Origin of the sequence: Streptomyces sp. NBC_00005 (assembly GCF_045160215.1) — a bacterium.
Lineage (GTDB): Bacteria > Actinomycetota > Actinomycetes > Streptomycetales > Streptomycetaceae > Streptomyces.
The window spans coordinates 10,513,881-10,538,504 of the sequence record NZ_CP108316.1; the positions used below are offsets into that span (position 1 = coordinate 10,513,881).

The 24,624-nt window shown below is 69.0% G+C and carries 26 protein-coding genes and 2 pseudogenes; 22 read left to right on the forward strand and 6 right to left on the reverse strand.

Annotated features, from left to right (window positions below; genetic code table 11):
* The first annotated feature begins 1 nt into the window (after position 1).
* The 10 genes from OG303_RS48050 to OG303_RS48095 all read left to right on the forward strand — a co-directional run bounded on the left by OG303_RS48050 (position 2) and on the right by OG303_RS48095 (position 7,733).
* Positions 2-106, forward strand: coding sequence for a DUF6893 family small protein (locus OG303_RS48050; RefSeq protein ID WP_405876363.1), 105 nt, complete (start codon positions 2-4; stop codon positions 104-106).
* Positions 107-256: 150 nt separating this feature from the next.
* Positions 257-664, forward strand: coding sequence for a hydrogenase maturation nickel metallochaperone HypA (locus tag OG303_RS48055; protein ID WP_405876364.1), 408 nt, complete (start codon positions 257-259; stop codon positions 662-664).
* A gap of 3 nt (positions 665-667) precedes the next feature.
* Complete coding sequence (hypB, locus tag OG303_RS48060) at positions 668-1,444, forward strand: hydrogenase nickel incorporation protein HypB (RefSeq protein ID WP_405876365.1); 777 nt, start codon at positions 668-670, stop codon at positions 1,442-1,444.
* On the forward strand, positions 1,441-3,816 hold the full coding sequence (gene hypF, locus OG303_RS48065) for a carbamoyltransferase HypF (RefSeq protein ID WP_405876366.1): 2,376 nt from the start codon (positions 1,441-1,443) through the stop codon (positions 3,814-3,816). Before hypB ends, hypF begins: the two co-directional genes overlap by 4 nt.
* Positions 3,817-3,847: 31 nt before the next feature.
* Positions 3,848-4,153 (forward strand): HypC/HybG/HupF family hydrogenase formation chaperone, encoded by a 306-nt coding sequence (locus OG303_RS48070; RefSeq protein ID WP_405876367.1) that lies wholly within the window; start codon positions 3,848-3,850, stop codon positions 4,151-4,153.
* Entirely contained in the window at positions 4,150-5,280 is a 1,131-nt protein-coding gene (gene hypD / locus OG303_RS48075; protein ID WP_405876368.1) for a hydrogenase formation protein HypD, read from the forward strand. Before OG303_RS48070 ends, hypD begins: the two co-directional genes overlap by 4 nt.
* A complete protein-coding gene (gene hypE / locus OG303_RS48080) occupies positions 5,273-6,352 on the forward strand; it encodes a hydrogenase expression/formation protein HypE (protein WP_405876369.1) in 1,080 nt (359 codons plus the stop codon). The genes hypD and hypE overlap by 8 nt, the downstream gene beginning before the upstream one ends.
* Positions 6,353-6,570: 218 nt before the next feature.
* Positions 6,571-6,810: a transposase domain-containing protein gene (locus OG303_RS48085; RefSeq protein ID WP_405876370.1), complete on the forward strand. Its 240-nt coding sequence runs from the start codon at positions 6,571-6,573 to the stop codon at positions 6,808-6,810.
* 128 nt (positions 6,811-6,938) lie between these two features.
* Complete coding sequence (locus tag OG303_RS48090) at positions 6,939-7,250, forward strand: hypothetical protein (protein ID WP_405876371.1); 312 nt, start codon at positions 6,939-6,941, stop codon at positions 7,248-7,250.
* Positions 7,251-7,328: 78 nt separating this feature from the next.
* A complete protein-coding gene (locus OG303_RS48095) occupies positions 7,329-7,733 on the forward strand; it encodes a transposase (protein WP_405876372.1) in 405 nt (134 codons plus the stop codon).
* Between the two features lie 26 nt (positions 7,734-7,759).
* Here the strand turns inward: OG303_RS48095 and OG303_RS48100 are convergent.
* A pseudogene (locus OG303_RS48100) lies at positions 7,760-7,951 on the reverse strand (hypothetical protein); the annotation flags it as partial.
* Between OG303_RS48100 and OG303_RS48105 the strand changes: the two are divergent.
* The 4 genes and pseudogenes from OG303_RS48105 to OG303_RS48120 all read left to right on the forward strand — a co-directional run bounded on the left by OG303_RS48105 (position 7,899) and on the right by OG303_RS48120 (position 11,152).
* Entirely contained in the window at positions 7,899-8,354 is a 456-nt protein-coding gene (locus OG303_RS48105) for a zinc ribbon domain-containing protein (protein ID WP_405877843.1), read from the forward strand. The pseudogene OG303_RS48100 and the gene OG303_RS48105 overlap by 53 nt on opposite strands.
* Positions 8,327-8,730 (forward strand): annotated as a pseudogene (locus OG303_RS48110) (SDR family oxidoreductase). Before OG303_RS48105 ends, OG303_RS48110 begins: the two are co-directional and overlap by 28 nt.
* 36 nt (positions 8,731-8,766) lie before the next feature.
* Positions 8,767-9,840 carry a sugar ABC transporter substrate-binding protein gene (locus tag OG303_RS48115; RefSeq protein ID WP_405876373.1) on the forward strand — a complete coding sequence of 358 codons (1,074 nt, stop codon included), beginning with the start codon at positions 8,767-8,769 and terminating at the stop codon, positions 9,838-9,840.
* A 256-nt stretch (positions 9,841-10,096) separates the two neighbouring features.
* Positions 10,097-11,152: an IS110 family transposase gene (locus OG303_RS48120; RefSeq protein WP_405877845.1), complete on the forward strand. Its 1,056-nt coding sequence runs from the start codon at positions 10,097-10,099 to the stop codon at positions 11,150-11,152.
* 790 nt (positions 11,153-11,942) lie between these two features.
* Here OG303_RS48120 and OG303_RS48125 read toward each other — a convergent pair.
* On the reverse strand, positions 11,943-13,169 hold the full coding sequence (locus tag OG303_RS48125) for a cytochrome P450 (protein WP_405876374.1): 1,227 nt from the start codon (positions 13,167-13,169) through the stop codon (positions 11,943-11,945).
* Positions 13,170-13,852: 683 nt separating this feature from the next.
* On the opposite strand from OG303_RS48125, the gene OG303_RS48130 reads away from it, so the two are divergent.
* The 3 genes from OG303_RS48130 to OG303_RS48140 all read left to right on the forward strand — a co-directional run bounded on the left by OG303_RS48130 (position 13,853) and on the right by OG303_RS48140 (position 15,406).
* Complete coding sequence (locus OG303_RS48130) at positions 13,853-14,038, forward strand: hypothetical protein (RefSeq protein WP_405876375.1); 186 nt, start codon at positions 13,853-13,855, stop codon at positions 14,036-14,038.
* Positions 14,035-14,346, forward strand: a complete 312-nt coding sequence (locus OG303_RS48135) for a hypothetical protein (protein WP_405876376.1) — start codon at positions 14,035-14,037, stop codon at positions 14,344-14,346. The genes OG303_RS48130 and OG303_RS48135 overlap by 4 nt, the downstream gene beginning before the upstream one ends.
* Positions 14,347-14,572: 226 nt before the next feature.
* The gene (locus OG303_RS48140) at positions 14,573-15,406 is read left to right on the forward strand and encodes a PIG-L family deacetylase (protein WP_405876377.1); all 834 of its coding nucleotides are present in this window, start codon (positions 14,573-14,575) and stop codon (positions 15,404-15,406) included.
* Positions 15,407-15,911: 505 nt separating this feature from the next.
* On the opposite strand, the gene OG303_RS48145 is transcribed toward OG303_RS48140, so the two are convergent.
* Positions 15,912-16,277: a hypothetical protein gene (locus tag OG303_RS48145; RefSeq protein WP_405876378.1), complete on the reverse strand. Its 366-nt coding sequence runs from the start codon at positions 16,275-16,277 to the stop codon at positions 15,912-15,914.
* 1,121 nt (positions 16,278-17,398) lie between these two features.
* Between OG303_RS48145 and OG303_RS48150 the strand changes: the two genes are divergently transcribed.
* Positions 17,399-18,373, forward strand: a complete 975-nt coding sequence (locus OG303_RS48150; protein WP_405876379.1) for a hypothetical protein — start codon at positions 17,399-17,401, stop codon at positions 18,371-18,373.
* 116 nt (positions 18,374-18,489) lie between these two features.
* Here OG303_RS48150 and OG303_RS48155 read toward each other — a convergent pair whose 3' ends face one another.
* Positions 18,490-18,885, reverse strand: coding sequence for a helix-turn-helix domain-containing protein (locus tag OG303_RS48155; RefSeq protein WP_405876380.1), 396 nt, complete (start codon positions 18,883-18,885; stop codon positions 18,490-18,492).
* 118 nt (positions 18,886-19,003) lie between these two features.
* Between OG303_RS48155 and OG303_RS48160 the strand changes: the two genes are divergently transcribed.
* The 3 genes from OG303_RS48160 (at position 19,004) to OG303_RS48170 (ending at position 21,384) form a co-directional block, all read left to right on the forward strand.
* Positions 19,004-20,257, forward strand: coding sequence for an IS256 family transposase (locus OG303_RS48160; protein WP_405876381.1), 1,254 nt, complete (start codon positions 19,004-19,006; stop codon positions 20,255-20,257).
* Complete coding sequence (locus OG303_RS48165) at positions 20,254-20,733, forward strand: hypothetical protein (RefSeq protein WP_405876382.1); 480 nt, start codon at positions 20,254-20,256, stop codon at positions 20,731-20,733. The genes OG303_RS48160 and OG303_RS48165 overlap by 4 nt, the downstream gene beginning before the upstream one ends.
* A 162-nt stretch (positions 20,734-20,895) precedes the next feature.
* Complete coding sequence (locus tag OG303_RS48170) at positions 20,896-21,384, forward strand: GNAT family N-acetyltransferase (protein WP_405876383.1); 489 nt, start codon at positions 20,896-20,898, stop codon at positions 21,382-21,384.
* A gap of 663 nt (positions 21,385-22,047) precedes the next feature.
* Here OG303_RS48170 and OG303_RS48175 read toward each other — a convergent pair.
* The gene (locus OG303_RS48175) at positions 22,048-23,268 is read right to left on the reverse strand and encodes a metallophosphoesterase (RefSeq protein ID WP_405876384.1); all 1,221 of its coding nucleotides are present in this window, start codon (positions 23,266-23,268) and stop codon (positions 22,048-22,050) included.
* A gap of 683 nt (positions 23,269-23,951) precedes the next feature.
* On the opposite strand from OG303_RS48175, the gene OG303_RS48180 reads away from it, so the two are divergent.
* Positions 23,952-24,317 (forward strand): hypothetical protein, encoded by a 366-nt coding sequence (locus OG303_RS48180; protein WP_405876385.1) that lies wholly within the window; start codon positions 23,952-23,954, stop codon positions 24,315-24,317.
* An 88-nt stretch (positions 24,318-24,405) separates the two neighbouring features.
* Here the strand turns inward: OG303_RS48180 and OG303_RS48185 are convergent, their stop codons facing one another.
* Positions 24,406-24,624, reverse strand: a complete 219-nt coding sequence (locus tag OG303_RS48185) for a hypothetical protein (RefSeq protein ID WP_405876386.1) — start codon at positions 24,622-24,624, stop codon at positions 24,406-24,408.

Sequence of the window (24,624 nt, forward strand, 5' to 3'; positions counted from 1 at the left end):
GATGAAGAAGATCGTCATCGGTGGAGCGGCACTCGCCGCCCTGGGCGTCGTCGTCGCCGAGGTGCTTCCCGACATCCGGCGCTACCTGCGGATCCGACGGATGTGAACCGGGGCCGGGGGTGCCGCCCCGTGGTGCCGTGCGGTTGCGTCGAACGGCGTACCTGCCCGGCCGGTGACGGCGTGCCGGGCCGTGCCCCCGGGTGTGCGCGCCTCTAATGAGGCGGTCGGGAGCCAGGCCGCGGAAGGACGGAGACCCATGCACGAGATGTCCATTGCGCTGGCCGTCGTCGACCAGGTGACAGAGGCCGCCGAGCGGGCCGGTGACGTCACGGCGGTGCGATCGGTACGGCTCCAGGTGGGCGAACTGGCCGGTGTCGTACCCGACGCGCTCGCCTTCTCCTTCGAACTGGCCTGTGCCGGAACCCTGCTGGAAGGCGCCGAACTGCTCACCGAAGCGGTGCCGGGGCGGGCCCGCTGCACATCCTGCGCACACGAATGGGCCGTAGGCATGCCACCCCGGCTGACCTGCCCCGAGTGCGGTGGAACGAGTACCGACCTGCTGGCGGGCCGGGAACTGCAGATCGTCGACGTGCACTGGGAGGACGGCCACAGGCACGGCCCCGCGCACGCGCCCACCCGCGAACCGATCTCCGAGGAGCGCTGAACGATGTGCCGTGTTGTCGACCTGCGCCAGGCCGTACTCGCGAAGAACGACGCGAGCGCCCATGAACTGCGCGCACATCTCGCGGCGCGAGGCACCGCGGTCGTCAACCTGCTGTCCAGTCCGGGCAGTGGCAAGACCGCGCTGCTGGAGCGCGAACTGCTGCGGGCACGGGAGCGGTCCGTTCCCGTCGCGGCGCTGAGTGCCGATCTCGCCACCGAGAACGATGCGGCACGCCTGGCGCGTTCGGGTGTCCCGGTCAAGCAGGTGCTTACCGACGGACTGTGTCATCTGGAATCGGGGATGCTCGCCGTTCACCTGGACGGGTGGCTGCCCGACGACACGCGGCTGCTGTTCGTGGAGAACGTCGGCAACCTTGTCTGCCCGGCCTCCTACGACCTGGGGGAAACGCTGAGGGTCACCCTCGCCTCCGTGACGGAGGGCGAGGACAAGCCACTCAAGTACCCCACCGCCTTCGGCCTCGCGCACCTGGTCGTGGTCACCAAGACCGACATCGCGGAGGCCGTCGAGTTCGACGAGGCCGCGTTCCGCGCGAATGTGGAGCAGGTCAACCCGGGAGTCGAGGTGGTCCTGACCTCGGCACGCCGGGGGCAGGGAGTCGGTGCGCTGCTCGACCGGGCGATGGCAGCCGCGGACGGCGCGCCCGTCCACTCGCCGGTCATGGCCCGCCAGCCCCATCACGACGGTCACACGCACGCGGACAACGGTCACCCACACGCGCATCCGGAGGCCACCGGCACGATGGCCCACACCCACTCGTGAGCGGTCCGCAGGCGCAGGCCGCCGTTGCCGAGGACACTCCGCGACGCCGACGGGTCACCGTCCGGGGCGTGGTGCAGGGCGTGGGCTTCCGGCCCTACCTGTACGGCCTCGCCACCGAACTCGCCCTGGCCGGACACGTGACCAACACCCCGGAGGGCGTCGTCGTGGAAGTCGAGGGCACCGCCTCGGCCGTGGCCCGGTTCTGCGACCGGATCGCCGCCCAGGCACCCCCGCTGGCCCGCGTCGAGTCCGTCCACCACCGGGAGATGCCTCCCGCCGGCGGCACCGCATTCACCATCCTCACCTCCCGCACCGACGGACCGGCCCGCACCCTGGTCTCCCCGGACTCCGCCACCTGCGCCGACTGCCTCGCCGAGCTGGCCGACCCGACGGACCGGCGCTACCGCCACCCGTTCGTCAACTGCACCCACTGCGGACCGCGCTTCACGATCGTCACCGGAGTGCCGTACGACCGGGCCAACACCACCATGGCCGGCTTCGCGATGTGCCCCGACTGCGCCCGGGAGTACGCGGATCCGGCCGACCGCCGTTTCCACGCGCAGCCGGTCGCCTGCCCGGCCTGCGGGCCCCGTCTGCGGCTGGTCGTCGCCCAGCAGCCAGGGCTCAGGAGTGTCGAAAGGGCGGACCCGGTCACCGAGGCACGCACACTGCTGATGCGCGGCTCGGTCCTCGCCGTGAAGGGCCTGGGCGGCTACCACCTGGCCTGCGACGCCACGAACGAGGAGGCGGTCGCGCTCCTGCGCCTGCGCAAGGCACGGGGGGACAAGCCGTTCGCCGTCATGGCCCGGAGCGCGGCCGACGTCGAGCACCTCGTCCGACTGAGTGCCGAGGAGCGGAGCCTGCTCGAAGGCCGCGCCAGGCCGGTCGTGTTGGTCAGGCGCCGTCCGCACGCACTTGGAGATCTGCGGCCCGCCGAGGCCGTCGCGCCCGGCAGCCCCGACCTCGGCGTAATGCTGCCGTACACGCCCCTGCACCATCTGCTGCTCGGCCTGCCCGGCGACCCGGACGGGCCCCGGCTGCTCGTCATGACCAGCGGCAACGTGTCCGGTGAGCCGATCGTCACCGACGACACCGAGGCGCTGGAGCGGCTCGGACGACTGGCCGACGCCTGGCTCACGCACGACCGGCCGATCCACGTCCCGTGCGACGACTCCGTGGTCCGCGTCTGCGACGGGGAGCCGCTGGTTATCCGCCGCTCTCGTGGCTACGCCCCGTTGCCGGTCTCCCTCCCGCTGCCCGTGCGGCCGGCCCTCGCCGTCGGCGGAGACCTGAAGAACACCTTCTGCCTGGGGGCGGGCCGCCGCGCCTGGCTGTCGGCGCACATCGGCGACATGGACGACGTCGGTACGCAGCGGGCCTTCGAGCACGCGGCGGCGCAGTTGGAGTCCATCACGGGGGTGCGGCCCGAGACCCTGGTGTCCGACCGGCATCCCGGCTACCGCTCCGTCCGATGGGCAGACCGGAACGCGGCGCACCGGCCCGTCGTACGCGTCCAGCACCATCACGCGCACGTCGCCGCCGCGATGGCCGAGCACGGGCTGGACGGCACCCGGGCGGTGATCGGCGTCGCCTTCGACGGCACGGGCCACGGCGACGACGGCGCCGTGTGGGGCGGGGAGTTCCTGCTCGCGGACTACGACCGCTTCACCCGGTTCGGGCACCTCGCGTATGTCCCGCTGCCCGGCGGCGACGCCGCGGTGCGCCGGCCGTACCGCATGGCGCTGGCCCATCTGTGGGCGGCCGGGATCCGCTGGTCCGGCGACCTCGCGTGTACGGCCGCCTGCCCGCCCGACGAACTCCGTCTCCTGGAACGGCAGTTGGAGCGCGGCCTGAACTGTGTTCCGACGTCCAGCATGGGCCGGCTCTTCGACGCCGTGTCCTCTCTCGCCGGGGTGTGCCACCGCGCCGGATACGAGGCACAGGCCGCCGTCGAGCTGGAGGGCGCGGCTGTGCACGCGCCTGCCGCGGACACCACCGCCTACGCCTTCGCCCTGCACGAGTCGGAGGAGGACCGGGGCGGCATCGTACGGGCCGATCCGGCCCCGGTGCTCGCGGCGATCGTCGGCGACCTGCGCGCGGGCATCGAGCCGGCCCTGGTCGCGGCTCGCTTCCACCGGGGCGTGACCGGCCTCGTGCATCGGATCTGCGCGCGGGCGCGAGAGCGGCACGGGCTGGACACGGTCGCCCTGACGGGAGGCGTGTTCGCCAACACGCTGCTCTCCTCGGCCTGTGCCGCCGCCCTGCGCGCGGACGGCTTCACGGTCCTGCGGCACCACCTGGTGCCGCCCAATGACGGCGGCCTGGCACTGGGCCAGCTGATGGTGGCCGCCCGGGCCACTACCACCGACTGAGCGACGCGCGACCCACAGCGAGGAGAGGCTCATGTGCCTGGCGGTACCCGGCAGAGTGCTGGACATCGAGGAACGGGACGGCACCCGGATGGCCACCGTCGACTTCGGCGGCGTGGTCAAGGAGGTGTGCCTGGAGTACCTGCCCGACCTCCAGGTCGGCGAGTACGCGATCGTCCACGTCGGGTTCGCCCTGCAACGGCTGGACGAGGAGTCGGCGAAGCAGACGCTCGAACTCTTCGCTGAACTCGGCCTGTTGCAGGAGGAGTTCGGCGATCCCTGGGAAACGGCGGCGGTGGAAGCGGGCGTGGCCCCGGTGGAAGAGGTGCGCAACCAGTGAAGTACATCGACGAGTTCCAGGACCCGGAGCTGGCGCGTCGGCTCCTCGACGACATCCACGCCACGGTGACCAGGCCGTGGGCCCTCATGGAGGTGTGCGGAGGGCAGACGCACAGCATCATCCGGCATGGCATCGACCAACTCCTGCCGGAGGAAGTCGAGTTGATCCACGGGCCGGGCTGCCCTGTGTGCGTGACCCCGCTGGAGGTCATCGACAAGGCTCTGGAGATCGCCTCCCGACCGGAGGTGATCTTCTGCTCCTTCGGTGACATGCTGCGCGTGCCGGGCACCGGACGGGACCTCTTCCAGGTCCGCGCGGAAGGCGGTGACGTGCGCGTCGTCTACTCGCCGCTCGACGCCCTGCGGATCGCGCAGCAGAACCCGGACCGCGAGGTGGTGTTCTTCGGCATCGGCTTCGAGACGACGGCACCCCCCAATGCCATGACGGTCCATCAGGCCCGGAAGTTGGGCATTCTGAACTTCAGCATGCTGGTGTCTCATGTCCGCGTACCCCCCGCCATCGAGGCGATCATGTCGTCGCCGAGCTGCCGGGTGCAGGGCTTCCTCGCGGCCGGGCACGTCTGCAGCGTGATGGGCGTGGGGGAGTACCCGGAACTGGCGGAACGCTTCCGCGTGCCGATCGTCGTGACAGGGTTCGAGCCATTGGACATCCTCGAAGGCGTGCGCCGGGCCGTCCGTCAGCTGGAACGCGGTGAGCACACCGTCGACAACGCCTACGCCCGTGCCGTTCGCCCGGAGGGCAACCCGGCCGCCCGGGCCATGCTGGAGGACGTCTTCGAGGTCACCGACCGTGCCTGGCGCGGCATCGGGGTGATCCCCGACAGCGGCTGGCGGCTGTCGTCGAAGTACCGCGACCACGACGCCGAGTGCCGCTTCTCGGTCGGCGACATTCAGACGGCCGAACCCGCCGAGTGCCGCAGCGGAGAGGTCCTGCAGGGACTGCTCAAGCCGCACGAGTGCGAGGCCTTCGGCACCTCGTGCACCCCCCGCACTCCCCTGGGAGCCACCATGGTCTCCAGCGAGGGCGCCTGCGCGGCCTACTACCTCTACCGGCGTCTGGACGTGCCCACCACCACGACGGTTCGGGAGGCGAGCCCCGTTGTCTGACACCACCGATCTCCCTGTCCCCGCCCTGGACCTCGAAGGGTGGACGTGCCCGGCACCGGTACGCGACCGGCCCCGCGTCGTCATGGGCCACGGCGGCGGTGGAGTCCTTTCCGCCGAACTGGTCCAGCAGATCTTCGCGCCCGCCTTCGGGGGCGAGGTGCTCGCCCAGATGGGCGATGCCGCCGTCCTCTCCCTCGACGGTGCCCGGCTGGCGTTCTCCACCGACTCCTACGTGGTGCGGCCCTTGTTCTTTCCCGGCGGCAGCATCGGTGACCTGGCGGTCAACGGCACCGTCAACGACCTCGCCATGAGCGGCGCCCGCGCCGCCTACCTCTCCTGCGGATTCATCCTGGAGGAGGGCGTCGAGCTGGACGTGGTCACACGGGTGTCCGAGGCGCTGGGAGCGGCCGCCCGCGCCGCCGGTGTGGAGGTGGCCACCGGCGACACCAAGGTGGTGGAGGCCGGCCACGGCGACGGGATCTACATCAACACCGCGGGCATCGGTCTCGTCCCGGCGGGTGTCGATCTGCGTCCTGAGCGGGTCGTCCCCGGCGACGTCGTGATTGTCAGCGGTGCGATCGGCGTCCACGGGGTGGCGGTCATGAGCGTTCGCGAGGGCCTGGAATTCGGCGTGGAGATCAAGAGCGACTGCGCGGCACTCGGCGGCCTGGTCGACGCCATGCTCGCCGTCACCCCGGATCTGCACGTACTCCGCGATCCCACCCGAGGCGGCCTGGCGGCCACGCTCAACGAGATCGCGGAGGCCTCCGGCACAGGGGTGGCCATCCGGGAACGCGACGTCCCGGTCCCGACGGCCGTGGCCAACGCCTGCGCCATTCTCGGACTGGACCCCATGTACATCGCCAACGAGGGCAAGCTCGTGGCCTTCGTCCCCCGCGAGCACGCCGACGCCGTCCTCGAAGCGATGCGAGCCCACCCTCTGGGCGCGGACTCCGTGATCATCGGCGAGGCCGTCGAGGCGCATCCCGGCATGGTCGTGGCCCGAACCGGCCTGGGGGGAACGCGCGTCGTCGATCTGCCGATCGGGGAGCAACTGCCGCGGATCTGCTGACAGGGGCGTCGCTCGTCGAGGAGTCGGCTGTGCGGGCGCCGACCGGACCGTCAACCCGGTCGGCGCCCGGACGGTGGGTCCTGTGGGTCCACGCCGGTTGTGGCACAAGCGTCTTTGGTGCCGCTGGGCGCGACCGGCCCCGGCCTCCTTTGTCGGCCTGCTCAGCCGTACGGAAGGAGCGGTTAGTTGGCGGGGCCGGGCGGGCTGGGCTGCTGGATATGGCGGGTGGGGGTTTGCAGCGTCAACGAGCCGTAGCTGATGGCAAGTTGACTGATCACGTGGCGATCGGAGTGCTCACGGAACGGGTCCCCAGAGGACTGGTCGACGAGGTCATGGACAGGGCCGGGCGCCGTGAGAAATGTGTGCAACTGCTCCCGGCCCAGGTCGTGGTGTACTTCGTCCCGGCCATGTGCCTGTTCTTCGGTGGCCGGGCAGGCCGGAGCGCCACAGCGTCATGATGTCTGCTCGCCGCGGAGCGGCCGGGTCTCTCGTCCGGTCAAGGCGTCGACGCACTGCCATGCATCTCACTCGTTCGGGTGATCGATTTCGAACGTGGGGTGCCGTCTCGTGCAGGTGTGTAGGTTCGGTGCTGGTGAAGCTGGTGGTGCAGGTCAAGCCGTTGCCGACGCCGGTGCAGGCGGCGGCACTCGAGGCGACCCTGCGCGCCTGCAACGAGGCCGCCGACTGGGTGAGTGAGGTGGCCTTCGAGTGCGGGGAGTTCAAGAACACCGGCCTGCGCAGGCGCGTCTACGGCGAGGTCAAGTCCCGCTGGGGCCTGGGCGCGCGCAGCCCAGCACGTCATCAAGAGGACGTGCGACGCGTACACCACGCTGAGGGCGAACCTGAAGGCCGGAAACCTGGCCCGGCCCGGCTCGAGGCGCTACCGCCGGGCGAGTGAGAAGCCGATCGCCTTCCGGCCCCGGGGCGCGCAGCCCTACGACGACCGCATGCTGTCCTGGCAGATCCCGGACCGGACGTGTCGATCTGGACCACCGGCGGGCGGGTCAAGAACGTGGCGTTCACCGCCTCGGTCGAGCAGCTGGCCACGCCGGCCCTGTACCGCCGGGGCGAATCGGACCTGCTGGAGCGGGACGCCATGTGGTTTTTGAACGCCACCTGCGAAGTCCCCGAAGCCGAGCCGAACGCCGATCCGGTGGACTTCCTCGGGATCGACCTGGGCATCGTGAACATCGCCACCACCTCGGACGGCGAGATCCTGGCCGGACGCCGGCTCAACCGCAGCCGAGGCCGTGAACGACAGTTGCGCACCACGCTGCAGAGGGAGAACACCCCGTCCGTCAGGCACCGGTTGAAGAAGCGCAGGCGCAAGGAGGCCAGGCGGGCGCGGGACACCGGCACCCCTGCTCGGCGGGCCTTGTAGGCGATGAAGCTTCCGAGCTGGGCGAAGGCCCAGCCGGCGTGGGTGGCCCGTTGGGGCTTGCGCAGCCGTACCCGCTCGCGGATCCCCATCAGGTCCTCCAGGGCGAGTCCGCGACCAGTGCGTTTTGCCTCGGCCACCACATGCTTCGCGGTCTTGGGGTCGGTGGTGCACGTCGATCCCGCGTACACCTCCCGTACCTGCGCCGAATGCGGGCACATCGACAGGGCGAACCGGGTCTCCCAGGCCTGGTTCGCGTGCCGGTCCTGCGGATTCGTTGATCACGCAGACCGATGGGGGCACCTCCCGCTCGAGCGAAGTCGAGAGTGGGGGAGGCTCCCGCAACATCCGCGCCCGTGCGTGGGAGTTGTGGCGACGCGGGGCCGAGTCAACGGCCCCCGCCCCACCCCGACAACAGCCGGGGGGCTGGACGCAAACGCAGCATCACACCCAGTGACGCCCGTTGTGCAAACCCGGCGCCTTCAGCGCCGGGTAGTTGACCCCGGACCGCCCGGCATCAGCGCCGAACTCCAACCGGCATCGTTGATCGCTCATCGCCGCCCCGACGGCCTAGTGTGGAAAACGGAGGCAACAACATGGGCGCGTCGGAGTATGCCGGGCTGATGGCAGTAGTGACCGGTGGCGCATCAGGTACCGGACTGGCCACGGCGCGGCTGATCGCCGCCCACGGGGCCCGTGTCGCCTGTCTCGGCCTCAAGCCCGACGACGTGACCGTAGGGGCGGCGGTCGAGGATGCCGCGCGGCGGCTCGGTGGCATCGACATCCTGATCGACAACGCCGGTATCGGCGCCCAGGGCTCCATCGAGGGCAACACCCGACGACGAATGGCGCCCGCCAGCCGATGGACCGACGTGTCACCACCGACGACGTCGCCGGCGCCCTCGCGTACCTCGCGAGCCCGCTCTCCGGTTCCACCACAGGTCCTGATCTCGCCGTCGACGGCGGCATGCACGGACCACGCATCCGGCCCCGCGCCTGACCTCCCGCACGAAACCGTCGGCAAGGAGAACCAGCCGTGAAGACCCGATGCCTCAGAAATCTCGGCCTCGGCACCCTCACCGGCCTCGCCGTCACCGCGCTCAGCGCCTGCGGCGGCTCCGGTGCCGACTCGGGGGGCGACGCGGACGGCGCCCCGGTGGTGGGCGTCGACTACCCCCGCTCCGACACCGACTTCTGGAAGGCGTACATCAAGTACACCCCGCGGTTTGCCAAGGAGCTCGGTCTGGAGCTGAAGACCACTGACTCGCAGAACGACGTCGCCAAACTCGCCGCCAACGCACAGACCTTCATCATCCAGGAGGTGAAGGGGGTAGCGATGGCCCCGCAGAACACCGCCGTGATCGCGCCCACCTTCCAGCAGCTGGCCGCGCAAAAGATCCCCGTGGTCACCCTGGATACCCGTCCCGACACCGGCGACGTCTACATGGTAGTGCGCGCCGACAACCGCGCGTACGGAGAGAAAGCATGTCGGTTCCTCGGCACCAAGCTCGGCGGCAAGGGCAAGGTCGTCATGCTCCAGGGCGACCTTGCCTCGATCAATGGCCGGGACCGCACCGAGGGGTTCAACGAGTGCATGAAGGAGAACTATCCCAAGATCAAGGTCTTCGGGGAGGAGACCAACTGGGACGGGGCGGTCGCGGCGCAGAAGCTGCAGACGGATCTCACCGCCCACCCTGATATCAAGGGCATCTACATGCAGGCCAGCTTCGCGCTCTCCGGCACCCTGCATGTGCTCAAGGAGCAGGGTCTGCTGGTCGGCCCGAAGGACAAGAAGCATGTGTTCGTGGTCTCCAACGACGGCGTCCCCCGGGAGCTCAAGGACATCGCCGAGGGCAAGATCGACGCCACGGTCTCCCAGCCCGCTGACCTCTACGCCAAGTACGCCCTCTATTACCTGAAGGCGGCGATCGACGGCAAGACGTTCAAGCCCGGCAAGACCGACCACGACAGCACGATCGTCCGAGTCCGCGACGGTGTGCTGGAGGACCAGCTGTCCGCACCGCTGGTGACCGCGGACGGCGGAACCTACGGCGGGATTCCCAGTCTCAAGAGCGACGACACGTCCCTCTGGGGCAACAACCTCGACTGACAGTGAGGATGTGACGTGGTGACGCTGCGGGTGGGTCTGACTCGCCGACTGACTGACGTCTCGACTGTCCTGTTTGGGATTTGTCGGCCCGCCGGGCGTCACCACGCACGCGGCCGGACGGGCGTTTGTGACCTTATAGGAGCTTGGTCCAGAAGCCCCGTCACTGTCTTGTCCACCCGCCCGACCGGCGCGTGCCGCCCTCGGAACGGATACGCAAGGACGGACATGACCAGCATGACGCACGACGGCACGGCAGATCACCGGCGGAGTCGACACCCACGGCCTGACCCATCACGCGGCCGTGATCGACGCGGTGGGCCGACACCTGGCCGACCGAGAGTTCCCCGCCACCATCCGCGGCTACCGGGACCTGCTGGAGTGGATGCGTTCGCACGGCGTGCTCACCGCGGTCGGGGTCGAGGGCACCGGCGCCTACGGCGCCGAACTCGCCCGGGTGCTGACGGCGGCCGGGATCACCGTCATCGATATGGACCGGCCGGATCGCAAGACGCGGCGGATGAAGGGCAAGTCCGACCCGATCGACGCCTATGCGGCCGCGACGGCGGTGCTGTCCGGGCGGGCAACCGGCATCCCCAAGAGCCGGGACGGCGTGGTCGAGGCGGTCCGGGTGCTGCGGACCGCCCGCCGCAGCGCCGTCAAGGCCCGCACCCAGGCGATGAACCAGATCCGCAACCTGCTCGTCTCGGCCCCCGCGATGCTGCGCGAGCAGGTCGCCGAACTGGAGAAAGCCGTATTGATACGCACCCTGGCCCGGCTGCGGCCGGGCGGGGACCTGTCCCGCCCGCCGGCGGCGACCCGGGCCTCGCTGCGGCGCCTCGCCCGCCATCACCAGGCGTTGGACGAGGAGATCACCGAGCTGGACGCCGAGATCGGCCCGCTGGTCAAGCAGGCCGCCCCCGCGCTGCTGGAGCTGTTCGGTGTCGGCCCCGAGACCGCCGGCCAGCTGCTGGCCTCGGCCGGGGACAACCCCGAACAGATGCGGTCCGAGGGCGCGTTCGCGCACCTGGCCGGCGTTGCGCCGATTCCGGCTTCCTCCGGCCGCACCCACCGCCATCGCCTCAACCGCGGCGGCGACCGGGCCGTGAACAACGCCCTGCACACCATCGTGCTCACCCGCATGCGCTACGACGAACGCACCCGCGCCTACGTCGAACGCCGCACCAACCAGGGGCTGTCCAAGAAGGACATCATGCGTTGCCTCAAGCGGTTCGTCGCCCGAGAGGTCTACCGCGCCCTGACCAGCACACCAAGCGAACCAGTCACTCAAATCGACCTGACTCCCGCGGCTTGACAGCCATAGGAGCATCCTCGCACCGCGTGCGCTCGGCGAATGCCTCCTGTAACGCCGCAACCTACTGCTGCCCGCCGTTGTGCCGCGGGTGCCGGTTCCCGGTCGGCCAGGCACCGCGTTGTGCCGGTACACCGGATCGACCGGCCCCAGCGGCGGGCGCGCCACCGGCACGGCCGCACAGCCCAGGGACCGCTCCACGAGCGCGGGCAGCCGATCTCGGCGACGTGGGCGCAGGTCGGAAACTGCTGGTAGCAGGCGGGCACCCCGACGCCGACCGCGTTCCAGAAGTCCCGGGAGTCGGCGAAATGCCCGCCGGGAGTGCGACTGTCAGCTGGATTGAGCCACGGCGGGGTGCAGTTCGCGTACGCCGGCCGTATGCGGGTGCCGTTGGGGCAGTTCGGTGACGATTCTGCGGATTGCGGGCCGTCTGTGACCTCGCCGGGGCTGGCCCGGTAGGCGTCCAGCAGGGCGCGTGCGGTCTGTTCGGGCCGGTTCCATGCCCACCAGGCCCGCGCCATGTCGGTGCCCAGCGTGAACCCGGCACAGCCGTCAGGAGCGCGCCGTGACCGCCGATGCCGGGGGTCGGGTGAGTCAGGAGCCGGCGGGGCACGGCGCGGGCCGATGACGGCCGGGGCCCGACAGGCTGCGGTTTGCCCCGCAGAGTTTCGACACGTGGGTGTCTGGCGTCTTCACGGGCCGGGGTGCGGCGGCGCTGGTGGGCGAGGGGCTCGTGACGAAGTCGGCGTACGGGGCGGCGCGGGAGGGCCTGGCGTCCGGTCGGAAGGCGCGGTCACCAGGCGACCGGCAGGGAGATGGGGCCGCGGATCATCGTGCGCTGCCGGAAGGGGACCCGGTCGGCGGGTACGGCGAGGTGGAGATCCGGGCAGCGCTCCAGGAGGGTGTCGATCAGCAGCTCGATCTGCATACGGCACAGGACGGCGCCCGTGCAGTAGTGCGGGCCGCTGCCGAAAGCCATGTGTGCTGCGGCGTCCCGGTCGACGTCGATCCGGTCGGGGTCGGTGAAGACGTCCGGATCGCGGTTGGCGGCCAGGTAGGAGACGTAGACGGGATCGCCCGCGCGGACCCGGACGCCGCCGATCTCGACGTCCTCCAGAGCGACGCGGGGCAGGCCCACGGCGGTGCGGTGGGGGATGTAACGCAGGAGTTCGTCGATGACGGCGGGGCGGGACGCGGTGTCGTTGCGCACGCGGTCCATCAGCTCGGGCCGGGTCATCAGGAGGTAGAACATCTGGCCGCTGTTGTTGGTGAGCGCCTCGCCGCCGATCTGGAGCGGGCCGGCGACGCTGATCGCCTCCTCCTCTTTGAGCTCACCGCTGCGCACCGCGCCGCCGAGCAACGACAGGACATCGTCCCCGTCGCCGTCCTGCCGGTCGCGGATGGCCTGCGCGATCCAGCCGAACAGGCCCTTCTTGGCGCGCTCGGAGGCCTCGGCGCCGCCCGCGGTGGAGATGATCTCCCGCGTCCAGTCGTGCACCTTCTGCCGCTCGTCCGCAGGTACGCCCATGACTTCGCAGACGACGGAAATCGGGAAGGGCTCGAGGACCCGCTCGATCAGATCGGCGGGCGGCCCGTCCTGCACCATGGCGTCGACGAGCTCATCGAGCATCTTCTTGGCGCGGGGGCGCAGCCGCTTCACCGCGCCCACGGTGTACGCGGTCGAGGCGGCGCGGCGCAGCCGGTTGTGGTCCGGCTGATCGGCCCACGCCAGCGCCCCGGGCCGCGGCGCGAAGTGCGGCGCCAGCCGGGTGAACTGCCGTACGGAGGCCTCCTTACGGCTGAACCGCGGATCGTTCGTGATCATCTTCACGTCGTCGTACCGTGTCGCCAGCCACGCCCACTCCTCCTCGCCGTGCGGAAGCCGGATCCGCGTCAGCGGCCCTTCCTTCATCAGCTCCGCGAGCACCGGGTCGAACTCGGTCCCCTGCACCCCTACGTCGGGCCAGTCGCGGACGGGGGGAGGGGTCTGTTCGGCGAGGGTGGTGGTGTCTTCTGCCATGGGTCCACGATCGGGCGCCCTACGGTGCGCTGTCGCGGGGGAGTGCTCCAGACGGAGGTCGAGGCTCCGCGCGCTGCGTAGCGCAGCAGGTCCGCGGTCGAGATCGTCCCATCGGCGACGGTGACGTCTCGCCGTACACGAAGTCCTTGCGGATGGCGCAGCGCGGGCCGCCTGGCGTCTGGGAGATGTCGGACGGGAAGGAGAGGACCACGCCACAGCGACGCTCCGCGAACTGAACGAAGAACTCGGCATCGCCGAGAACAAGGCCGAACTCGGCGGGCAGCTCGCGGAGCGCAGCAAGGACCACATGGTGGGCGGGCGCGAAGTGAGTCAGGTCGAGCGGTCTTCCTCGCTCATGTTTCTCCCGCCGATGTCGATCCGGCCCGGGCCACTCAGCCGGACACCATCCGTGATCACCGCTGGTGGACGGTCGGTGAGCTGCGCACCACCCACGAGACGGTCTATCCCGTGGGTTTTGCTGACCTTGTTACGGCTGTCGCTGGTGGCCGCACACCTGAGCGTCCTGTTGTGCCGGCCGGCTGATCTCCGTTGTTGTGGACCCGCGCCGTGCTCGGCGCAACCCTGCCCCCACCAGCTGATTGAACTGCACGCGAGCAGCGTTACTTCATCCTGCTGGACGGCAGGGGTGCAATGATGGCATCCAAGCCACTAGATTTGGTGTCATGACTGCCATCACGTTGCGAATCCCCGATGCCATGGACAAGCAGCTCCGCGATGCCGCGGCCGATGCTTCGTCGCTGAACGACTACATCCTCAAAGCGGTGCGTCGGCAGATGACGCTCGATGCCGGCCACAAGCTGGCCACGATCGAACCCCTCGACCTCGATGGCGAGGGCGACGCCCTGTGACGATCCGAAAGGGCGATGTCTTCGACGTCGACACCGGCAAGGGGGTTCGTACCGTGCTCGTCGTCAGTCTCGACGGACTTGCGGAGGCGTATGGTGCGCTGGTCGCCCTGGTGCTTCACGCCCCGGCCAGACACCCGGACACGGCGATGAGCGTTCGGCTCACCTCCCCGGTCGACGCCTCGGTGGTCGCCGTCAACCTGATCCAGCTCTCCACGGCCCGCTTCGAGACCGCCACTCTGCACGGCAACGTAGGCCCCGAGCAGCAAACGCTCATCGACAACGCACTCCGCGCGGTTCTCGATCTGTAGCGCGACAGCATGAGTACGCACCAGGGCCTGGCGGCCGCCCCTCGGCGCAAGGCCGGGAACAGCCGGCCCGTCCGGCACTGTTGCATCGACCGAGGGACCGGCGCCGCACGGGCGGGGATCACGGAGACCACGAGGTCATCCGCCGCGACAGGATCCGGGCCTCGGGATCGCGGTACGCCCGCCGGGCTACTTTGACCAAGACGTGTTTCTGCAGGAGGACTGCTTCATGACTGACCGGCCCTTGACGCTCATGGCGGTGCACGCCCACCCCGACGACGAGGCCACCGGAACCGGAGGGGTCCTCGCGCAGTACGCGGCGGAAGGCATCCGCACGGTTCTCGTGACGTGTACCGACGGCGGTTGCGGTGACGGACCGGGGGGTGTCAAGCCGGGCGATCCCGGGCACGATCCGGCGGCGGTCGCCTTGATGCGCCGTCAAGAACTCGAGGCGAGCTGTGACGTCCTGAAGGTCAGCGATCTCGAGATGCTGGACTATGCCGACTCCGGAATGATGGGCTGGCCGAGCAACGACACCCCCGGATCCTTCTGGCAGACGCCCGTGGAGGAAGGCGCGGCCCGCCTCGCGGAACTGATGCGGCACTACCGACCTGATGTGGTCGTCACCTACGACGAGAACGGCTTCTACGGCCACCCCGACCACATCCAGGCCCACCGCATCACGATGGCGGCGCTGGAGATGACCACGCTGACACCGAAGGTGTACTGGACCACGATGCCCCGCTCGATGATGCAGCGGTTCGGCGAAATCATGCGCGAGTTTCATGAGGACATGCCGGAGCCGGATCCTGCCGAGGCCGCCGCGATGGCCGAGATCGGCCTCCCCGACGATGAGATCACCACGTGGGTGGACACCACCGCCTTCAGCGGTCAGAAGTTCGACGCGTTGGCCGCGCACGCCAGCCAGGGCGAGAACATCTTCTTCCTCAAGATGGGCAAGGAGAGGTTCGGCGAGTTGATGGGCATGGAGACCTTCGTACGTGTCCTGGACGCCACCGGTGCGGCCGTGCCCGAGAGCGACCTCTTCGCAGGACTGCGCTGATCTGCCCGTCCGACCGGGGCGCGGGAAAGCTCATCGGCCGCCCCGCCGACGGCCACACCCTGCTCGGACGCAGCCTGTGCAGAGTTGCCTGTGGCGCGGCTGCTACTCATCAGACCCGACGTCCCCCAACGGAAACGTCCGCCGAGTGTGGGACGGCCGCGCCCCCTGCCGAAGTTCCCTGTACGAGGTGCCGCACCACGGCTGCATCACCGGAGCGAGGCCGTGGGGTCCATGGCCCAAATCGCCTTCCGTTACGACCGGTTGACACGCCGCACGCGGGCCGGCTTGTCGCGGTCACCGGTTTGCCGACGGTGAGCAGCAGCATCGCCGCCGTGCATGTGCGTGCGACTGCGGGGGCGCAAGCGGGTCCGGCGGCGGCGTGGGCAGCTTCGAGGGTGTCCGTGAGTTCCTCCAGCGTGGCGCCCAGCCCAGTGACAGCAGCTCTGCACGAAGCTCCCGGAGGCCGGGACGTCCGGCTCCGGAAGCTGCTGGTACGAGCAGTCGGCTATGGCTGCAGCACGATGGATTTGAAGGCCTCCATGTAACGAATGTCGATCACGCCGCCGGGCTTCAGCTCGATGGTGCAGCGCGTGCCGTTGGTCCCCTGGCAGAGCCACATGGTCGCGTTGCCGGTCTGGTGGTTGTAGGCGCGCCAGGTCCCCGTCACGCCCGTGAGGTTGTAGTACCCGTACTTGTAGTAGGTAAAGGGGTGACTGTCGAAGCTGGCACCCTTGTACAGGCATCCGTATCCCACTGGGCACTCGGCCAGTGAGGTAGGAGCTGTTGGGGCGGCGGATGCCGAGGTCATCAGGCCGGCGCCGGCGAGTGCCAGTGACGCGAGAGCGACTGCAACGATCTTGCGGAATGCCATGATTCTCCCTGGTGTGGTGGGGCCTGCTGTTTCCTCGTCGTTCGCGGTTGCGCCCCTCCGCGGCGGCACAAGCGCTGTGGAAAACGGCTGGGGTCTGCTTGGGCAAGCAGGCCGTCGTGGATGACGGTGGCATGACAGGGTTGTGGAACGCTGAAGGTTCCTGATGGGTCGTCAGGTTCACCACGGGCGGGGCCGTCGCGCTGGGGGATGCGGATCCTGGTGGTCGAGGACGACCGGCGTCTGGCGGAGCTGCTGTGCCGGGCGTAGCGGTCTCGATGCGTGTGCGGGAGTCTCGTTCCGTGCTCAGGTGACGGTTCGCTCTGTCATGTCGTCCAGTGTGTGGGCGGGAGCAGAGTCGCTAGTAGTGCCGAAGTGGCATGCAAGGGCGTGGAGTTGTCACCGTTCGGCATGACATCTGTCATCTGGCAGCCGTCATCGCGCGCAGTGAGCCCTCGTTCAACCGACCTCAATCCGATGGGGCTGGTCCGGCTGTTCGGTAAAGGGAGCACCAGCGACGGCACCGCCTTCGTCGAGCAGTCTCGGCTGTGGCTCAACTCCTTGTGGGACTCGGTCACCACCGACCTGTCCGGCTCCCGAAACGAGTTACCGGTGTACGGAGAACCGCCCGGCCGCGGGCAAGGGCCGTCACCGCCGACGGTGCTCGCTCGCCGACACGAGGGCGCTCTCGTAATGACGGCGTCTCCCGGCCCCGTTGAGGGGCTGCCCCTGTGGGCAAGGGAACGCACCGAGATCACGGGCCTGTTGATAGCGCTGCGGAAGGGGCCCTGGTCGAACTCGGAGGCGTATCTGGTCCGCAGCTCGATGATTTTCTCCACCGGGGCATCAGCGATTGCATCAGGGACGCGCAGCTCGGCCGCGAGTATCGCGAGGCTGGAGGTTGGTGATGGGGCCATGGGATTCCGGCAGCTTGCCGGGTATCAGCCAGCGGGCTGCACAGAGGGCGCGACCATGTTATGCGCATGCGCGCTCCCTGTGCTTCCTATGCCCGCCGCACGCCCCTGGACCCTCGTCGCTGTGGCGATTAGAACTGTCCCGATGCCCTGATCCAGCCCTGGCCGACTTCGATGCGGATGCGGGGTCGCAGCCAAGGAAATGACGTCGTGGCTAGTGCGCTGAGCCTGTCGGAGATGTACTGCCCCTTTCCCTCTATTCCGCACCCGGACCCCGACGCGGTTGAAGACCGGGTCATTGATTGGATGCGCCGCTTCGACTACGTGTCCGACGCGACCGACGAGCAGGCAGCACGCCACTCCGGCATCGCTCGCGTCGGTGCCTGGGCGGCCCCGTATGCCGACGTCGACGGCGCGGCACTGGTGGCCAAATGGATGGTCTGGCTGTTCATAGCGGACGATTTGCAGGTCGAACGCCCCGCGGAACTGGGGCAACCGGAGATCTTCGCTCACGATGTGCTGCGCTGCATGCGCGTCTACCACCAAGACCACATGCCTGAGAACGCGGAACCGCACCTGCACGCCCTCGCGGAACTCGCCGGGGTCGCCGGGCACGAGGTTATTCTGCGGATCGGGGACGGGCTCAACGATTACTGGCTCGCGTGCGCCTGCGAGATCATGTTCCACACTCGTGGGGTCATCCCGCCCCCTGACGAATACGACCGGCTGCGCGAGTCCCTGATGCTCATGCGCCCCACCAGCATGGTCCTGTCCGCACTGGTACAGGACAGCGATCTGCCCACCAGCATCTGGTCTCAGCCGCAGATCCAGGCCGCGGCCCGTTCCGCCTCGCGCATCATCGGCTACACCCACGACTACCACGCGGGTCCCCGCGAAGTGCGCTGGCCCGGCTCCATCTGCTTCATCAACGTCCTGGCACAGCACCACGGATGCGACCACCAAGAGGCCCTGGACCGCCTCAACGCCCGCAACACCGCCGAGACCCACCGTTTCCAGCGCCTCACCGCCGACCTGCGCCGGGATGGCGATCCTGCTGTCGACCGCTACCTGGCCAGCTTGGAGAGGTGGATCCGTGGCAACTACGACTGGAGCCGCGAATGCGGCCGCTACCACATCTCCGATCAGACCGCCTACACACCACGGCGCGGCCCATTCGGCATCTGACACCAAGAGCTGTCATGAGTGCCGGCGACATCGCTCCACGCGTCACCGCGGAACGTGGCTGGAGATCGGTGGTTGTCCACAGGGTCGCACGTACCCGTCCACAAGCCTGTACGGTGCTACCCCAGTTGATCACGAGCAGGGGGTGTGCAATGCGATACGGCGTGGTGGTGGAGGAGTTGGCCTCCGAGGTGATGGCGGAGCTGCCGACGGCTGCGGCGCGGCGCGAGGTGCTCGAGCTCGTCGAGCTGGTGCACGGTCGCCCAGGAGTGCGTCTGCGGAAGATCGCGCTGAGCCAGCTCGTGGCGGATACGGCGGGCACCCCAGCGTGGATGCTGCCGCCGCAGCTCGCAGACCGCCGCCTCAACGGAGGCCGGCAGCCGACTCGGGCTGGCCTGCCAACGCAGTGATCTGTCCGCCAGACCGGGCAGCCCCTCCTGCTCGAACCGCGTCCGCCAGGCGTGCAGCGACTGACGGGTCGTCCCGTACCGCTCCGCGACCTCGTCGGCGAGCAATGCTCAAGACCTGTGGATCGGCCTCGGGGCGGCACGCTAAGGGCGTACCTTCCCGAGTGATCGATTGAAGGTCACCGAGTAGGCCGACGCTGCGAACGTCGGTCGGGAAGGCACGCCCGTGCTCAGCGTAGTCAACGCCGATGGCACCACCCCGAAGGGCTCCCTGATTGACGAGATCGTCCGTGAAGGTGCACGGCGCATGCTGGCCGCCGCGCTGGAGGCCGAAGTCAACACCTATATAGCGGAGTTGGCAGACCAGCGGGACGAGACCGGCCGGCGTCTGGTCGTGCGCAACGGTTTCCACCAGCCGAGGAGGGTCACCACGGCGGCCGGAGCAGTCGAGGTCAGGGCCCCGCGGGTGAACGACAGGCGGATCGATGAGGCGACCGGTGAGCGCAAGCGGTTCTCCTCGGCGATCCTGCCGCCCTGGTGTCGCAAGTCCCCGAAGATCAGCGAAGTGCTGCCGCTGCTCTACCTCCATGGCCTGTCCTCCGGTGATTTCATGCCCGCGCTCGAGCAGTTCCTCGGCTCCTCGGCGGGCCTCTCGCCCGCGACGGTGACCCGGCTGACCGCCCAGTGGCAGGCCGACCACTCGGCGTTCATGGACCGCGATCTGTCCGCCACCGACTACGTTCACGTCTGGGCCGACGGCGTCCACCTGCGCATCCGCCTGGAAGAGGCAAAGGCCGCCGTGCTGGTGTTGATGGGGGTGCGCGCGGACGGCACGAAGGAGCTGATCGCGATGACCGACGGCTACCGCGAGTCGTCCGAAGCGTGGGCAGGGCTGCTGCGGGACTGCGCGCGCCGGGGCATGCGCGCCCCGGTCCTGGCGGTCGGGGACGGCGCAATCGGTTTCTGGAACGCGTTGCACGAGGTGTTCCCCGACACCCGCCACCAGCGGTGCTGGGTGCACAAGACCGCCAATGTCCTGGACGCTCTGCCGAAGTCGGCCCAGCCCGCCGCCAAGCGCGCGATCCGGGAGATCTACAACGCCGAGGACAAAGAGCACGCCGCCAAGGCCGTCGCTGCGTTCGCCAAGCAGTACGGGGCGAAGTACCCCAAGGTCGTCAAGCGGATCACCGACGACGAGGACGAGCTCCTGGCGTTCTTCGATTTTCCCGCCGAGCACTGGATCCATCTGCGGACCACGAATCCCATCGAGTCAACCTTCGCCACCGTCCGGCTGCGAACCAAGGTCACCAAGGGCGCCGGCAGCCGGGCTGCCGCGCTGAGCATGGTGTTCAAGCTGATCGAATCTGCGCAGGCCCGCTGGCGCTCAGTCAACGCACCTCACCTCGTTGCCCTGGTCCGGGTCGGTGCCCGCTTCGAGCGCGGCCGGTTGGTTGAGCGGCCGGAAGGGCTCGCGGCATGATCGGTCCTCACCTCGACGAGGAGCCCGCCGAGCATCGGCGCTTCGCCCGCTACCTGCAGGCCCTGGAGGCCGTCGCCGAGGCGGATGAGGCCGGCCTGGTGGCCGCCGTCCTGCGCGACCAGGACGTGACGATGGCGGACAGCGCGGTGGGCCGCCATCTGGACCGCCGGGCCGCCGACTTGCTGACCGGCCCCTGGTTCACGGCTTGGGCTCAGACCATGACCGAGGTGATCGCGGATCGCGACTTCCTCACCCTCCGCCTGCGCGAGTGGACTCTGCTCAGAACCATCGCCCTGGGCGACCCATGGACCGCCGAGGAGCTCACCGGAGCAACCGACTGGTTCCAGCGCATGGCCGCAACCACGCGGATCGTGACCTCACCCAAGGCCCTCATGCTGCTGGCAGAACGCGGACGAACCCGCCGCGTCCGAAACGCAGCAAGCCATCAGCTGCGACACCGGGACCAGCCCAACTGACTTGATCCACAGGTCTTGACGATTTCTCCTCGTCGGCCGGTGAACCACCCAGGACCTCACACACCGCGCGATACCGGTAAGGAATTCCTGAGCCGTTACAGAGCCGGCCCGGGCAGCCGACCCGCTGCAGGAAGGCACTCCTCGGTACGAGATACTCTCCCGATGAGTTCACGCACTTCCCCGTTCAGCCAGTCGATCACGATACGGAGGGCAGGCGCGCGGGATGCCAAACGGCTCACGCGGCTCGTGCGTGGCTCAGGCGCCTACGAGGGTAAGTACGCAGCCGCAGTGGCGGGCTACCGGGTCGGCCCTGATTACATCGAAGCCCACCGCGCCTTCGTAGCCGTCGGCGCCGACGAGCATGGAGGCCGGGTCCTAGGGTTCTACTCGCTCGTCCTCGCTCCACCGGAGCTCGACCTGCTGTTCGTCGCCGACGAAGTGCAAGGACGGGGTATTGGACGGCTGCTCGTCGCGCACATGCAGTCCGAGGCCCGTGCCGCCGGGCTCGACCGGGTCAAGGTCGTGTCGCATCGTCCCGCCGAGGACTTCTACCACCGCGTCGGCGCAGTGCGGACCGGGACCGCGCTCGCGAACCCGCCCGCCGTGCCGTGGGACCGCCCCGAATTCGAGTTTCGCATTCCTTCGGAATGACGCGGCGCCGGTTCGCAGGGCACCGGCTTCGCCTGCATGGTGGCCGGCATGCAAGGAGCCGCTGGACGCCGCGCGCTCCGTGTGTCTGTCGGTCTCTGCCCTGGCGGAGGGGATCGCCTGCGCCAGCGGCCTCTCCCGGCGACTCCCTCGCCTCCGGCACTCCCAGGGCCAGCGAAATCGCGTACACCTCGGCTCGTTCCACACACGATCGAGGTCGGCCGCGTAAATACGTAGTTCACACAACCCTGATCTGCGAGACGAAGTGGCCACAGTCCACCGTCAGCGCTGTAGGGGGTGATGCCTTGCCATTGCAGCCATCAGCGCAAGTGGAAGAAGTCACAGCCCTTGCCCCGTGGCTTGGCCGACCGGCGTCGGTGCGGCCCGCGGTGGAGCGGATCGGCGGGAGGCTCCGGACGGGGGCAGGCGGAGGCGGAGGTCAGGCCGTAGGCCGACTGCAGGTCGCTGGGGCCGTAGCCGGTGGGGGGAGTCCGCGGCGGCGTTCGGCCGGACGGCCTGGGGTGCGGTGCCCTTCTTCGCCGCCTGCTCTTCCTGGAAGGCGGTGGTGCCGCTGGTGACGCGCAGGGCGTTGCAGGATGCGTAGCCCTTCTTCGGGGTGCCGGCGCACTGCAGCATCTCCAGGCGGAACCGCCGGCCCGCCTGGCGCTACGGCGAGGGGGGTCGTTGCGGGGAGCGGAGTACGAGCAGGGTGATCTCGCTGGGGGCGAAGACGCGGAAGGGCGGGCCCCAGAAGCCGGTGCCGCGGCTGGTGTAGAGGAGGGTGCGGGTGCCGTGGTGGCTGAGGCCGGCGAGGGCGGGCTGGTCGATGCGGACGAGGTGGTGGAAGGGCCAGATCTGGCCGCCGTGGGTGTGGCCGGAGAGTTGGAGGTCGATGCCGTCGGCTGCCGCCCGGTCGATGAACTTGGGCTGGTGGGCCAGGAGCAGGACGGGTAGGTCGGGGTCGGCGCCGTTCAGGGCTCCGGCGAGGTGGGCGCGGTGGCCGGCGAGGCCGGAGGATTCGGCGGTGACGTCATCGACGCCCGCGACCACGAGAGTGTCGCCGCCGCGTTCGAGCAGCAGATGGCGGTTGCGCAGCGGCTCCCAGCCCAGTTCGTCCATCAGGTCGACCCAGCCCTGGGCCTCGCTGTAGTACTCGTGGTTTCCGGTGACGTAGACCCGGGCCCGGGTGGCCTGCACGGTGCCGAGTGGGGCGGCCTGGGCACGGCGGCGTTCGGCCGTGCCGTCCGCGATGTCGCCGGTGTGGCAGACCAGGTCGGCTTCCAGGGTGTTCACCCTCTCGCAGACCCGTGCCGACCAGCGAGTGCGATCGAGGGGGCCGTAATGGGTGTCGGTGATGAGGACGACGCGGATGCCGTCCAACCCGGCACCCAGGCGCGGAAGTTGCACGTCGAGGCGGCGCACGCGTGGCACGCGGCGGGCTTCGGCGTACCCCCAGGCGAGGAGTACGGCGGTGATGCCGAGGACGCCCCAAGTGACGATTCGGGCCCGGTCCTGACTCTCGTCGACGCCGGCCATAGTCAGGGCGAGCCGCAAGAAGACGCCGAGCAGTACGGACCAGGTGAACAGAACCCAGCTGGTGCCCAGCAGGGTGTCACCGACGATTGCCGCCCGGTCCTGCTGGCGCCGGCCGTGGCCGCGCACCATCGCGAGCGGCATACCGACGAGGCCGAGGGCGAACAGGGCGGTGCCGACCAGCGTGACGGGAAGCGGCCAGTGCTGGCCGGTGTGCAGCAGCAGCCAGCAGGGCACGGCCCACAGCAGGACGGGGGCGATCAGGGGGATGTAGCGCATCAGGCGGTGCAGTCGGCTCTGCTGAGTCGCGTGCGCTGCACTGTCGGCGGATCGGGTTTCGCTGGTGTCGGTCACGCTTCCCCTCCTTGAGCAACCGGGCTGCCGTCTCGCGCACTGTATCCGGCCGTCCCGGGCCGGTCGGACGGGGTGCTCATGGTGGGCAGCCCCATGTGGCGAGGTGGCCTCCGAGTTCGCCCCCCGGCTCACGCGGTTGGTGACTCTGCTCGTGACCGGGGCCGCGGCGGCTTCGAACGGTGAGGCGTAGAAGCTCCGGAGGCAGTGGAGAGTACAGCCCATCATCGTGGGCCGGGTGAGATTCACATGCCGGTGCCGGTAATGCTCAGTATTTCTGGGTGGGGATGCTGTGACGGGCGGGAGGATGGGTGGGTGTGCTGTCCCGGGTCCGGGGTCTGACTCATGACACGCCTGACCGAAGTGTCCTGGTCTCACAGTGTCGGCCGTTGGCTGGGGATGGTGTGTTGTCGGTGCAGGGCCGGCGGGGCGTGTCCCGATAGGGGCCTGCCGATCAGTTGTGGCGTCCTCACGAATTTGACGGGCCAGCGAAGCGCCCCGGTCCTGATCCTCGGTCCCTCACTGGGTACCTCATGGCACAGGTCAGTCCTGCCACGCAGGACATTGATGCCGTTCAGGAGATCCGGTCGGCCAGGGCCCTCACATGTCGCGCACCGCAGCCGCCGGGCCCAGGCTGGAGGGGAACGGGTTCCCAGGTTCCACAGCGGACCGGATGCGGAGGAGTCATGACGGCAACGACGCGTAAGGACGCTCCTGTCGCGGTCGAAGGCGGCGGTGTGGAACTGCGCATGCAGGAAGTCGGGGGCGACATGACTGTCGCGTTTGTGAAATTCCCCAAGGGCACGGACATGGCACCGGCTCTCAAGGGCCTGCCCGGTGATCTGTGCCAGTGCCCCCACTGGGGATATCTGTTCAAGGGGCGACTGAAGATGCGGACGAAACACGGGGACGAGATCTACGAGGCGGGGCAGGCGTTCTATTGGACGCCTGGGCACGCCCCGGAAGCCCTTGAGGACTGCGAGTACATGGACTTCTCGCCGACGAAGGAGTTCAACGAGGTCATTGACCACGTCAAGTCGCAGATGGGGTGACCCGACGCTCCGCACGCAGAAAGGACCAGTACTCGTCCCAGGCCTCCTGATCGGACCACAGGGCCCAGCCCACCGTGATCCTGCCGTCTCAAATGTGGAAGACGATCGCGTATTCCATGTTGAGCTCCTTGTCTTCAGGCCATGCATGGAGCAGGGCGATCGTGTGCTTGTCGTTGGCGAGCACGCGGAACCGATGAAAAGCTCCGAGCTGCTGAAATGTGACTTGCATCGGATGGTAGTGCCGCGTAGACGCGTGAAAATTTCCCATGCGATGGACGTGACCGGCCAATTCAATGATCGTTCCCAC